We start from the raw sequence: 11,592 nt of genomic DNA, 5'->3' as shown, positions 1-11,592 counted from the left end.
AGGTCTGGCGCGGGCGGTTTTTTTGAGGCGATAGATGCTTAGGCCAGCGTATAGGCCGTCTTCACGACGGTGAAGAACTCAGCAGCATACTTGCCCTGCTCACGCGGGCCGAAGGACGAGCCCTTCCGGCCGCCGAACGGCACGTGGAAATCGACGCCTGCGGTCGGCAGGTTCACCATCACCATGCCGGCCTCCGAATTGCGCTTGAAGTGCGTTGCATGCTTCAGGCTGGTGGTGGCGATGCCGGCAGACAGGCCAAACGGCGTGTCGTTGGCAACGGCCAGAGCTTCTTCGTAGTCCTTGACGCGGATGACAGCGGCAACAGGGCCGAAGATTTCCTCGCGGGAGATACGCATCTGGTTGGTCGCTTCCGTGAACAGCGTCGGCTGCAGATAGAAGCCGGGCGTTTCGCGCTCAAGGCGTTCGCCGCCGAAGGCAAGCTTTGCGCCTTCCTGCTTGCCGATTTCGATGTAGTCGCAATCCTGCTGCAGCTGCTTTTCATCCACGACCGGGCCGATATGCGTGCCTTCCTTCAGCGCGTGATCGACATTCAGCTTGCTCAGGCGTTCCGTGAGAGCCGCCACGAACTTGTCGTGAATGCCTTCCGTCACGATCAGGCGCGAGGATGCCGTGCAACGCTGGCCGGTGGAGAAGAAGCCGGAATTGGCAGCCGCTTCGACGGCAACGTTGAGATCGGCGTCGTCGAGAACGATCATCGGGTTCTTGCCGCCCATTTCCAGCTGGAATTTGCGGTTATGTTCGATGGAGGCCAGTGCCACGCGCTTGCCGGTGCCGGTCGAGCCGGTAAAGGTGATGCCGGCAATGCCCGGATGATCCAGCATCGCCTGACCAACGACCGAACCGCGACCCATGACGAGGTTCAGAACGCCCTTCGGCAGGCCTGCACGATGCAGGATGTCGACGATGGCCCAGGAGCAGCCCGGAACCAGATCGGCCGGCTTGAAGACGACCGTATTGCCGTAGCAAAGCGCCGGTGCAATCTTCCAGGCCGGGATGGCGATCGGGAAGTTCCAGGGCGTGATGATGCCGATAACGCCGATCGGCTCGCGGGTGATTTCAACGCCAATGTTCGGACGCGCAGAAGGCAGAACCTCACCGGCCAGACGAAGAGCTTCGCCTGCAAAGAAATCGAAAATCTGCGCGGCGCGGATCGTTTCGCCGATGCCTTCGGCGAGCGTCTTGCCTTCTTCGCGCGACAGAAGACGGCCAAGCTCTTCTTTGCGGGCCAGGATTTCATCTGACGCCTTGCGCAGAATGGCGTGGCGCTCCAGGATGCCGGAGCGCGACCAGGCCGGAAACGCAGCCTGGGCCGCAGCCACCGCCGTCTTTACATCCTCGGCGGTTGCCTGCGCGTAGGTTCCGACAACGTCATTGGTATCGGACGGATTGATGTTGTTCGATCCCTGCGAACCGACCCATTCGCCGGCAATAAGGTTTTGGTAGATGGTCATGATGTCTCCCCGACCCGCTGAGTGCGCGACAAGAGAACACGCCCTCTTGTCATATATGTTCCCGCAAGAGATATTATAAGTAACTTTAGGCGGTCAAGCGCTGTCAGCGCTCATCGCCCCGATGAGTTTGCGCCATTCTGTGCCGGGGGCAACTGCCCGGGCTTGATGACGGGCATATTACCCGTGGATGGAGCAGGCGTAACCATCTCCCCATCCCCCACACCCGGCGCCTGCAAGACACCCTTGCATTTGCTCAAATCCGGCTGCGCCACTGTGCCCGACTGATTGCCTGGCTTCGTAGACTGGCCGGGCGGTACCGTACAGTCCTGAGAGGGCCGGGGCTGTTGCGACGGCTGCTGTGCCATGGCTACAGAAAAGATCGTGACGTTGATCACTGCCGCAGTGAATAGCGGCTTTATAAGACACCTGTTGCGCATGTTTACCTCCATTTCGGAGGTCAACCACATTATGCAGAGTGAGTTCCCGGAAACCCGTTACATCGCACGGAAGGTTTGGCGAATAACGAGCTCCGGAATGACGCGTTCGCGATCCATGGGCCGATCAGGGTCAGATAGGCGGCGCTCCAGAAGATCAACGGCACGCGCGGCCATCACATGCGGATCCTGCCGGAAGGTCGTCAGTTCGTAGCTGAGCCAGGCAGCCTCCGGCACATCGTCAAATCCGATGACCGCGACATCCTCGGGGACGCGCAAGCCGCCCTCGCGGCGCAGCACATCGATCAGCCCGAAGGCCAGGAGATCATTGGCGCAGAAGACCGCATCGGGCTTCTCTCCTCTTTCGAAAAGATCCCGCGCGGCAGCGACACCGCCGCCGTAATCGGTATCATTGCCACGTGCGACCACGACCGAAACACCAAGGCGCGTGGCTTCTGCCACAAAGGCATCCTCCCGCTCCTTGATGGAAGGGGTGTTGGAATTGGAACCGACAAAAGCGAGGCGCTTGCGGCCAGCCGCCACGAAAGCGCCAGCCGCACGACAGGATGCTTCCGAATTGCCGGCATGGACATGGTCGGCACCAGCTTCAAGACGACCAATGACCACCATGGGCTGGCCGTTGCGATGGGCGAGTTCGAAGAAGCTGGCAGGCGGCGAGCCGGAAAGAATGATGGTGGCCTGCGCGCGATGGCCGATCAGCATCTTCTGCGCCGCCAGCAGTTCCTCTTCCGTCTGCCCGGTATTGATGAGGACAGGCACGCTGCCGCGCTTGATCAGCGCTTTGGTGAGGGCAGCTGTCAGATGCGAGCGGAAGCCCACTTCCGGCTTCATGGCGACGATGCCGACCAGACGGCTCTGATTGGCGAGAACGCCACGCGCGAGATCGTTGACGTGATAACCGAGTTCTTCCGCCGCCTCCAGCACCTTTGCACGGGTGGCGGGCGAAACGCTGGCGCCCGGCGTGAAGGTGCGCGACACCGCAGAGCGGGAGACGCCCGCCAGCCGCGCCACCTGATCAGCGCTGACGAAGCGCATACGGGCGGGCGGTGTTTTTCCGTCTTTCATGGTCATGTCATCGTCCTACGCGTGACAGAACGTCGGCCTTCAGGAAGCGCTCGACGATCAGCATGAAGAAAAGAGATGGAACGAGAAGAAGCAATGCCGTGATCGAAGCCGTCTGATAATTGCCGCCGGAGCCCGCGGTATAGAGCAGTAGCGGCAGCATGTTCACATCAGGCGCACCGACGAAATAGCTGCCGGTGAATTCGTCGAGGGATTCCAGGAAAACGAAGATGGCACTGGCCATGAGACCGGGTGCCGCCAACGGCAGGCTGACATCGAAAAACGCTCGCAGCGCACCGGCGCCCATGGACCGAGCCGCCTGCTCCAATTCAACATCAATGGCGGAAAAGGCAGCTGTCGCAATCCAGACCGCGTAAACCAGACCATGCGAGACATGCACCAGAACCACTCCGGGAATCGTACCGTTGAGCCTGATCTCATAGAAGATGCGTGCGACGTTCACGTAAACAGTGAGGTTGGGAAATGCCTGTGGAATAAGAAATGCAAGCAGGATGAGGCTGCGGAACGGCAACTTCAGCCGCGCCAGCGCATAACCGGCCGGCACAGCCAGGGCCAAGGATACCGCAACCGTGAGGACCGCCACCACGAGGGAATTGCGAAGCGAGTCCAGGGCTCCACCGCGTGGCGCGAAGACGCGCTCCCAGGCGGAAAAGCCGTATTGCAGCGGCAGGGTGTGCGGGAAATACCACTTCTCAGCGACCGTCCAGAGCAGCAGATTGAACAGCGGACCGAAGATGAAGAAGGCCATTAGCCCGAAGATCAGGCCGCGCGGCACCCACCAGAGGGTGGAAAGAGAGGAGCGTAACGTCGAGCTCATGCCTGCTCCTTGAGGCTGATGCGAAGATAGATCCAGGCGACGGAGGCGGCGAGCACCAATGAGATGAGCCCAAGTGCATTGGCAACACCGTAATCGCCATAGGAATTGACGCGAAAGGCGATATCGGCCGTCAGCATGGTGGGCGACTGGGCATTGATCATCAGCGGCACCGACAGGACCGACATCATGGTGACGAAGGAAAGGATGAGGCCGACCGCGAGCGTGGTCGTGACCTGCGGCAGCACGATTTCGAAGAGGATGCGCAGGCGCGATGCGCCGAGATTGACGGCCGCCTCGATGCCTTCACGGTTGACGGAGGCCATGGCGCCCGCCACCAGCAGCGCGACGAAGGGTGTTTGCTTCCAGACGAAGGCAATCACGATGCCGCGCCAGTCCAGAAAGCTCGTCGCGTCGAGCGGTGTCATCAAACCAAGACTGACGGCGACATTGTTCATCATGCCATTCTTGGCGAGAAAGGCGCGCAGGATCTGCCCGACGACGATGAAGGGAATGAACATCGGCCAGCGATAGAGCCAGCGCAGGATGGCGACGGCGACGGGATGCGTGCCGAGTGTCAGGTAACCGCCAATGGCAACCGAAGCGACACCAATGAGAACGGTGGAGAGCCCCACGATGACTGCGCTGAAAAGGATATCCTTCGTGTAGAGATCGAAGGCCTTCCAGAAATTGCCAAGCCCCCAAGCCTGATCGACCCTGAACGCGCCGACCGCGGACAAGCAGAGCGGCAGGATGAACAGAAACAGGATGACGGCCAGCGAAGGCGCCACGAGAAAAAGGCCAAGGACACGTCGGGACATCAGGTTCGGGCTCTGTCGGCTCTGCCGCGGTTAGATCGCAGCGTTTGAAAACTGCCCCTCACCCTAGCCCTCTCCCCGCTCGCGGGGAGAGGGGACCGGGGCGTTCGCCGCAATCGTCCTTCTCCCCGTTTACGGGGAGAAGGTGGCGGGAGGCGGATGAGGGGCAATGGCTTACTTCACAGACTTCTCATAGGCCTCGAGGATCGCGTTGTTGTAGGGCGCGATCGGGAAAGGCTTGCCCTTGGTGGCAAGGTCTTCCGGCGAGATGTCGACGAAGAGCTTGTTCCAGGTATCCTTGTCGAGTTCCGGCTTGACGTTGTCGGCATCGATGCCCGGATACCAGTTGAAGCGCTTGACGATGCCTTCCGCCTGAACCTTCGGGCTGGTGGCGAGAGCGATGAACTTCTCGGCCAGATCCTTGTTGGCTGCCTTTTCAGGGATGACGTAGTGCATCGGCTGGCCCGGCATGCCCGGTGCCGGCAGGATGAGCTTCATGTCCGGCGGCAGGCGGCCATCCGCCTTCCAGCTGTAGAACATGTCAACCCAGACCGGACCCATGGCGATTTCGCCGCGCGACAGGAGGTCGAGCGTGCCGGCATTGCCAGGTGTCAGCGTCGCATTGGTGGTGAAGTCCGCCAGGCTCTTGAAGGCGGCATCCCACTTTTTCGTCTCTTCTTCCTTGAAGGGACCATTCATCAGAACGTTCGCATCACCGCCGCCGAAGGCGTAGATCCAACCCATCACGAAGCTGACGCCGGACGCGCCGCCCTTGATGCCGTTATAGCCGAACTGCTTCGGGTGCGCCTTGGCCCAGTCCTTCAGTTCCGCATAGCTCTTCGGCGGGTTCGGAACCAGCGTCGGATTATAGGCAATCGCCGTCTGGCTGTTGAACATCGGCATGACGTAGCCGTCGACATTGGTGCCGAGCGCCATCTTGGCGTTGTCACGGGTGACGAGCTTGCCGGTCGCGATGTCGGAACGGTACTTGTCGAGATAGTTCTTGGTCACCATGGGGCCTACGAACTTCTCGTGAACCACGGCCACGTCCGTGTCCCACTTGGCCGAGTTGGCGGAAGACTGGGCGTCGAAGCGCTCCAGAATCTTCTGCGAACCGGCATCGCCCGCACCGGTGCCGACGGCGCGAACCGTGTTGCCCGGATAGGTCTTTTCAAACAGCGGACCGAGATACTGGTTGATGTAGTCAACCATGTTCTGGTCGCCGGCGGTGGCAACGGTCAGTTCTGCTGCCTTGGCGGGCAGGATGGCTGCGGCCATTGCGAAAGCTGCGAAAGAAAGTCTCTTCATGGATCTTCTCCGTTAGGGACAAAGGCGAATTCAGTCACGCGTCGGGTCAGCCGGCGCGCGATGGGTTAGCGAATGCGGTTCGCATCCGAATTGAACAGGAACAGCGACGGTGCCGGCACATGCAGGGCCACCTGGTCACCGGCAGCAAAGGCCTGCAACGAATCGGCCAGCACTTCGCGATCGCCAAGCTGCACCACATGGCGCCACACACCGCCCGGATAGGAGACGGAGCGGACGAGACCGCGGAAGGTCATGCCCGGCCCGAGGGTCGGGATAGCGTCGACGGGAAAGAGTTGCGCAGCCTCGGGCCGGAACCGGGCCTCGATCGCACCGCTGACGAGCGGTCGACTGGCCAGTGGCACGCTACCCAAGGCATTGGCAGGACCCGGGGCGATGACAAGCCGATCGCCTTCCACGCTGCCTTGCAAGGTCAGCAGGTTTTCTGCCCCCATAAAGGCCGCGACGAAAGCAGAGGCCGGCTTGTTATAAACCTCTTCCGGCGAACCTTGCTGGGCGATCTGGCCCGCATCCAGGATAACAATCCGGTCCGCCATCACCATCGCTTCCTCGCGGTCATGCGTGACATGGATCGCGGTAATACCCAGGCGCTGTTGCAAGGCACGCAGTTCGTGGCGCACACTCAGACGAATGCGGGCATCCAGGTTCGACAGCGGCTCATCGAGCAGGAGGATTTCGGGATCGATCACAAGGGCGCGTCCGAGCGCCACACGCTGGCGCTGTCCACCGGAGAGATTGGCAGGTTTACGCTCGCCTAAGCCCTCCAACCCCAGCAGCGCCTGCATAGCCGCGACCTTTTGCGCGCGTTCCGCACGCGACACGCCGCGCAGTTTCAGGCCATAGCCGATATTGTCGGCGACAGTCATATGCGGCCAGAGCGCGTAGGACTGGAACATCAGCGCCATGCCGCGTTTATCCGGCGGCTGCTGCGTCACATCATAGCCGCCGACGCGAATGGTGCCGGCTGTCGGCGTGACGAATCCGGCAATGGCACGAAGCAGTGTCGTCTTGCCGCAGCCGGAAGAGCCAAGCAGGGCAACGAACTCGCCATGACGAACCGAGAGATCGATGGATTTCAGTACCGCTGTAGACCCATACGCGCTCTCGATTCCAGTCAGCTCAAGAAACCCTGCTTCACTCATCATACCCCCGATGCACAGCCGTGCATTTGTTCCAAAAGCGTCTTTAAGATGAATTTCTAACAGGCAGATGACAACCTTGTGGAGCCTGACATGATTTGGACAGGCGAGTGTCGCCCCCTCCCCTGAGCCGACAGTCACTCACGTTTTTCGATTGTCTGGAACTATCCCCTCTCCTGCTCGTTTCTTTATACAACGAAGGGAGGCTTCGTGCATGACGTCTATCTCTGGAAATGATCGCATTCGCGATGAAATGGTGGCACTGATCCCCGCCTTGCGTTCTTTTGCGCGACGCCTGGATCGAAGCCCAAGCAATGTCGACGATCTGGTGCAGGAGACGCTCACACGCGCTCTCGCCAATCTCGACAAGTTCCAGGAAGGGACAAGCCTCAAATCCTGGATGTTCACGATCCTGCGCAACACCTTCTGCACTAAGTTCGGCCTTGCCAAGCGGGAAACCGTCGGTTTGGACGATTGTGCATCGGCTCGCCCCACCGTCAACGCGCCGCAGGAATGGTCAGTCCGTGCAACGGAATTCCACCGCGCCTTTCTGGATTTGCCAGAGCATTACCGTGATGCGGTGGATATCATCCTGCTGCAGGGCCAGAGCTATGAAGTGGCCGCGGAGCGATGTGGCTGCCCCGTGGGCACCATCAAAAGCCGGGTCAATCGTGCCCGCGCGCAACTGTCTGCACAATTGAACTGATCGTCTCCAGGAAATCCGAGAACCTGATCGCAGGCGAGAGCAATGCTCCCGCCTGTATTTTTATTGGTTGATGGCGTGTGGTGAAGGCTGCGTCTCGGCGCCCCCGCCAGCGAGGAAGGGCCGCGACCCAAAGATAGCCAGCGCCACCAGAACCACGAAAAGACCAATCAGGAGATAGCGGTTGTTTCGCATGGAAAGCCCTTTCAAATGGGAAAGGGTCGGCGCACACGGCACCGACCCTTTCCCTTGGCAACTCACATCTGTTCGGTTTGCGCACCGCTTCCAGGCTTTGCCTGGCCAAGAACCGGCTTCTGCCCAAGAGGCTGCATCGGCGTTGCGGTGAACTTGCCCTTGCCATCCACGGACTGGCCTTCCGACCAGCGGCCTGCAATCGGGTTGGTGCCATCGGACTGGAAGCCAAGGAAAGCGTAAGAGAATTCCTGCTTTTCCTTTTCCTGCGGGAAGCTGTTGGGAATCGGGAAGACGCCCTGCGGTCCGCCGAGCTCTTCCAGTGCTGCCAGCCATTGGTTCTGGTGCATGGTGTCCCGCGCGATCAGGAAGGAGAGCATGTCCTTCATGCCGGGATCATTTGTCATGTTGTAGAGACGCACCGCCAGCACGCGGCCGGTCGATTCGGCTGCAACATTGGCGGTCATGTCGGCGGCGATATTGCCGCTGGCATAGATATGCGACATGTCGAAGGGCACGCCGTCACTATCAACGGGCATGGCGGAAAGACCCGCAGAGAGCAGGTTCTTCATGTTGATGCCGCCCAGCACCATGCTGCCGACAGGATCTGCCGCAACCGCTTCCTTCTCTGATAGAGGCGCGCCTTCAAGATTGAGCGCCACGGCCGTTGCGAGCATCTCGATATGGCCCAGCTCTTCCGTTGCCGTATTCATCAGCAGGTCGCGGAATTTCGGGTTACCGCGAGCGCCGCACGCCTGGAAGAAATACTGCATCGCGACGCGGATCTCGCCTTCGATACCGCCGATCGCCTGCTGCAATGCGCGGGCAAACAACGGATCGGGCTTTTCCACCCGCACCGGATATTGCAGCTTTCCATCTGTGTAGAACATGACCTTCTCCTTCAAGTTGGACCGGCAGCCCAACAAGTCGATGGTGGAGAAGTTCCCGGATGTTTCAGGCCGGAAAGATCCGGCCCTGTACCTCGCGTGGGACTACGCCTTCAGGCGTGGCGCGACCTCGGTCTCGAAGCTCTTCAGCGCGGCACCGATTGCCTGGTGCATGTCGAGGTAACGATAGGTGCCGAGACGCCCGCCGAAAATCACGTCCTGTTCCTTTTCGGCCAGTTCGCGGTAGGCGAGATAGGTGCGCTTATCCTCGGCGGTATCGATCGGGTAATAGGGCTCATCGGCGCGGGTGGCGAAGCGCGAATATTCGCGCACGATGACCGTCTTTTCCTTCTGGTAATCCCGCTCCGGGTTGAAGTGGCGGAATTCGAGGATACGGGTGTAGGGAATATCCTCGTCGGCGTAGTTCATCACAGCCGTGCCCTGGAAGTCGCCGACGGGCAGAACCTCTTCCTGGAAATCGATGGTGCGCCACTTCAGCTCACCGGCGCGGTAATCGAAATAGCGATCGATCGGCCCGGTATAGACGACTGGCTTGCCGGCGGGGATTTCGCCCTTCACCGCGAAGTAATCCGTGTTGAGCTGGATGTCGATGCGCGGATTGTCGAGCATGCGCTCGAAGATCGCCGTGTAACCGTCAACCGGCAGGCCTTCATAGGCGTCGTTGAAGTAGCGGTTGTCGAAATTATAGCGCACCGGCAGACGGGTGATGATCGATTCCGGCAGCTCGCGCGGATCCGTCTGCCACTGCTTGGCGGTATAGCCGCGAATGAAGGCCTCATAGAGCGGACGGCCGATCAGCGAAATCGCCTTCTCCTCCAGGTTCTGCGGCTGGCGATCGCCCAGTTCCTTCGCCTGTTCGGCCACCAGCGCCTTGGCCTCATCCGGCGTCAGGCGCTTGCCGAAGAACTGGCAGATCGTGCCGAGATTGATCGGCATGGAATAGACCTGGTTCTTGTAGGTCGTGAAAACGCGGTGCCGGTAATCGGTAAAGGCCGTGAACCGGTTCAGATAATCCCAGACCACCTTGTTTGGCGTATGGAAAAGATGCGCGCCGTATTTGTGCACCTCAATGCCGGTCTGCGCATCGTTCTCGCTATAGGCGTTACCGCCAATATGGCGGCGGCGATCGATGATGAGCACGCGCTTACCTAGCTCGTTGGCAGCTCGTTCGGCAATCGTTGCGCCGAAAAAGCCGGCCCCAACGATAATCAGGTCATATTGTTCAAAGCTCACGTGGCCGCCCCTCTATGTTCGCGATGCGAATCAGATGTCCCTGCGGCAAAGCTTCACAATGGCGCCGGATAAATTGCAAGAGAGCGCAGTTTAGCTTGAAGTTTGTAAGATTTAGTCGTTTTGTCAGGTGCGCCGCAACATGAACGAGGACTAAGCGGCGGCCACTGGGAAAGGTATAGGAAAAATCATGTCTGCTGATGCGATCGTGCTTGGTGCGGGTATTATCGGTGTTTCGACGGCTGTGCATCTGGCACGCCGTGGCAAGTCGGTGGTGCTGATCGATCGCCGAGGTCCTGGAGAGGAAACCTCCTACGGCAATGCAGGCCTCATCCAGCGCGAAGGCGTGGTCCCTTACGGTTTTCCGCAGCAGTTCGGCCTGATCCTTCGCTATGCGCTGAACAATCGCATTGATGCGCATTATCATCTGGGCGCCTTGCCCTCGGTTGCCAATTTCCTCAGCAAATACTGGTGGAACTCCAACACCAGCCGTCACCAGTTGATCGCGCGCGCCTACGCGCCATTGATCGAGCATTCCGTGTCTGAGCATAACGACCTGATCCAGGCAGCCGGTGCAGAGCATCTGATCCGTAAGGATGGTTGGACGGAAGTGTTTCGCACCAACCAGAAACGGGACAATGAACTGCGCGAGGCGGAACGTTTGCGCAGCGAATATGGCGTGACCTTCAAGGCGCTGACACCAAGCGACATCGCGGCGAGCGAGCCACATCTTTCGAACGATTTCGTCGGCGGCCTCACCTGGGTCGATCCCTGGTCGGTGCTTGATCCGCATGCGCTGACGCTCTCCTACGTGAAGCTGTTCGAGAGCCTCGGCGGACGCTTTGTGAAGGGCGACGCAACCTCGCTTGCCAAGACGGCAACCGGCTGGAAGGTGTCGACCGTGGACGGCCCGGTCGAGGCCAAGGATGTGGTCGTGGCACTCGGCCCTTGGTCGGATACGGTCACCAAACCGCTCGGCTATCGTTTTCTGGTGGGCGTCAAGCGCGGCTACCACATGCACTACGGCATTAAGGACAACAAGACGCTGAACGGCTGGACCATGGATGCGGAGCGCGGCTATTTCCTCGCACCCATGAACCAGGGCATCCGCCTGACCACAGGTGCGGAATTTGCGCTGCGTGACGCGCCGAAGACACCGGTTCAGCTGGACCGCGCCGAAGCGGTTGCCCGTTCCATCTTCCCGATGGGCGAGCGTCTGGACAAGGAACCCTGGATGGGCGCCCGCCCATGCACCCCCGATATGATGCCGGTGCTGGGCAAGGCGCCGCGTCATGGCGGCCTCTGGTTTGCCTTTGGCCATGCGCATCACGGCCTCACCTTGGGTCCCGTCACGGGCCGCCTGCTGGCGGAATCCATCTGCGGCGAAAAACCCTTCATCGACATGACGGCCTACCGGCCGGACCGTTTCCGCATCTGAAACGGGAAAGCAAG

General features: G+C 60.1%; 11 protein-coding genes. 2 read left to right on the top strand and 9 right to left on the bottom strand.

Annotated elements, in window-relative coordinates; genetic code table 11:
* Nucleotides 1-38 precede the first annotated feature (38 nt).
* The 6 genes from Q2T52_RS03245 to Q2T52_RS03220 form a co-directional block, all read right to left on the bottom strand.
* Nucleotides 39-1,472: an aldehyde dehydrogenase family protein gene (locus tag Q2T52_RS03245; protein ID WP_302075231.1), complete on the bottom strand. Its 1,434-nt coding sequence runs from the start codon at nt 1,470-1,472 to the stop codon at nt 39-41.
* 494 nt (nt 1,473-1,966) lie between these two features.
* A complete protein-coding gene (locus Q2T52_RS03240) occupies nt 1,967-2,992 on the bottom strand; it encodes a LacI family DNA-binding transcriptional regulator (protein WP_302076017.1) in 1,026 nt (341 codons plus the stop codon).
* Between the two features lie 7 nt (nt 2,993-2,999).
* Complete coding sequence (locus Q2T52_RS03235) at nt 3,000-3,827, bottom strand: ABC transporter permease (RefSeq protein WP_302075230.1); 828 nt, start codon at nt 3,825-3,827, stop codon at nt 3,000-3,002.
* Entirely contained in the window at nt 3,824-4,645 is an 822-nt protein-coding gene (locus Q2T52_RS03230) for an ABC transporter permease (RefSeq protein WP_302075229.1), read from the bottom strand. The genes Q2T52_RS03235 and Q2T52_RS03230 overlap by 4 nt, the downstream gene beginning before the upstream one ends.
* Nucleotides 4,646-4,816: 171 nt before the next feature.
* Nucleotides 4,817-5,950, bottom strand: a complete 1,134-nt coding sequence (locus tag Q2T52_RS03225; protein WP_302075228.1) for an ABC transporter substrate-binding protein — start codon at nt 5,948-5,950, stop codon at nt 4,817-4,819.
* Nucleotides 5,951-6,015: 65 nt separating this feature from the next.
* Nucleotides 6,016-7,110 carry an ABC transporter ATP-binding protein gene (locus tag Q2T52_RS03220; RefSeq protein ID WP_302075227.1) on the bottom strand — a complete coding sequence of 365 codons (1,095 nt, stop codon included), beginning with the start codon at nt 7,108-7,110 and terminating at the stop codon, nt 6,016-6,018.
* Nucleotides 7,111-7,321: 211 nt separating this feature from the next.
* Here Q2T52_RS03220 and Q2T52_RS03215 point away from each other — a divergent pair, with 211 nt between their 5' ends.
* Nucleotides 7,322-7,813, top strand: coding sequence for a sigma-70 family RNA polymerase sigma factor (locus Q2T52_RS03215; RefSeq protein WP_302075226.1), 492 nt, complete (start codon nt 7,322-7,324; stop codon nt 7,811-7,813).
* A 60-nt stretch (nt 7,814-7,873) separates the two neighbouring features.
* Here Q2T52_RS03215 and Q2T52_RS03210 read toward each other — a convergent pair whose 3' ends face one another.
* The 3 genes from Q2T52_RS03210 to glf all read right to left on the bottom strand — a co-directional run bounded on the left by Q2T52_RS03210 (nt 7,874) and on the right by glf (nt 10,143).
* Complete coding sequence (locus tag Q2T52_RS03210) at nt 7,874-8,005, bottom strand: hypothetical protein (protein ID WP_302075225.1); 132 nt, start codon at nt 8,003-8,005, stop codon at nt 7,874-7,876.
* Between the two features lie 62 nt (nt 8,006-8,067).
* A complete protein-coding gene (locus Q2T52_RS03205) occupies nt 8,068-8,892 on the bottom strand; it encodes a manganese catalase family protein (protein ID WP_302075224.1) in 825 nt (274 codons plus the stop codon).
* A 102-nt stretch (nt 8,893-8,994) separates the two neighbouring features.
* The gene (gene glf / locus Q2T52_RS03200) at nt 8,995-10,143 is read right to left on the bottom strand and encodes a UDP-galactopyranose mutase (RefSeq protein ID WP_302075223.1); all 1,149 of its coding nucleotides are present in this window, start codon (nt 10,141-10,143) and stop codon (nt 8,995-8,997) included.
* A gap of 187 nt (nt 10,144-10,330) precedes the next feature.
* On the opposite strand from glf, the gene Q2T52_RS03195 reads away from it, so the two are divergent.
* Nucleotides 10,331-11,578, top strand: coding sequence for an NAD(P)/FAD-dependent oxidoreductase (locus Q2T52_RS03195; RefSeq protein ID WP_302075222.1), 1,248 nt, complete (start codon nt 10,331-10,333; stop codon nt 11,576-11,578).
* Nucleotides 11,579-11,592 lie beyond the last annotated feature (14 nt).

The sequence above is a fragment of the Rhizobium oryzicola genome, assembly GCF_030504645.1.
Lineage (GTDB): Bacteria > Pseudomonadota > Alphaproteobacteria > Rhizobiales > Rhizobiaceae > Neorhizobium > Neorhizobium oryzicola.
Note: the sequence above shows the minus strand (reverse complement) of the source record. Positions and strands in the feature narration are given on the sequence as shown.

What these genes read in the sequence shown, in the direction of transcription:
- Q2T52_RS03195 (WP_302075222.1), top strand. Translation starts at nt 10,331, where the DNA reads ATGTCTGCTGATGCGATCGTGCTTGGTGCGGGTATTATCGGTGTTTCG.
- Q2T52_RS03240 (WP_302076017.1), bottom strand. Translation starts at nt 2,992, where the DNA reads ATGAAAGACGGAAAAACACCGCCCGCCCGTATGCGCTTCGTCAGCGCT.
- Q2T52_RS03235 (WP_302075230.1), bottom strand. Translation starts at nt 3,827, where the DNA reads ATGAGCTCGACGTTACGCTCCTCTCTTTCCACCCTCTGGTGGGTGCCG.
- Q2T52_RS03225 (WP_302075228.1), bottom strand. Translation starts at nt 5,950, where the DNA reads ATGAAGAGACTTTCTTTCGCAGCTTTCGCAATGGCCGCAGCCATCCTG.
- Q2T52_RS03245 (WP_302075231.1), bottom strand. Translation starts at nt 1,472, where the DNA reads ATGACCATCTACCAAAACCTTATTGCCGGCGAATGGGTCGGTTCGCAG.
- Q2T52_RS03210 (WP_302075225.1), bottom strand. Translation starts at nt 8,005, where the DNA reads ATGCGAAACAACCGCTATCTCCTGATTGGTCTTTTCGTGGTTCTGGTG.
- Q2T52_RS03205 (WP_302075224.1), bottom strand. Translation starts at nt 8,892, where the DNA reads ATGTTCTACACAGATGGAAAGCTGCAATATCCGGTGCGGGTGGAAAAG.
- Q2T52_RS03220 (WP_302075227.1), bottom strand. Translation starts at nt 7,110, where the DNA reads ATGAGTGAAGCAGGGTTTCTTGAGCTGACTGGAATCGAGAGCGCGTAT.
- Q2T52_RS03215 (WP_302075226.1), top strand. Translation starts at nt 7,322, where the DNA reads ATGACGTCTATCTCTGGAAATGATCGCATTCGCGATGAAATGGTGGCA.
- Q2T52_RS03230 (WP_302075229.1), bottom strand. Translation starts at nt 4,645, where the DNA reads ATGTCCCGACGTGTCCTTGGCCTTTTTCTCGTGGCGCCTTCGCTGGCC.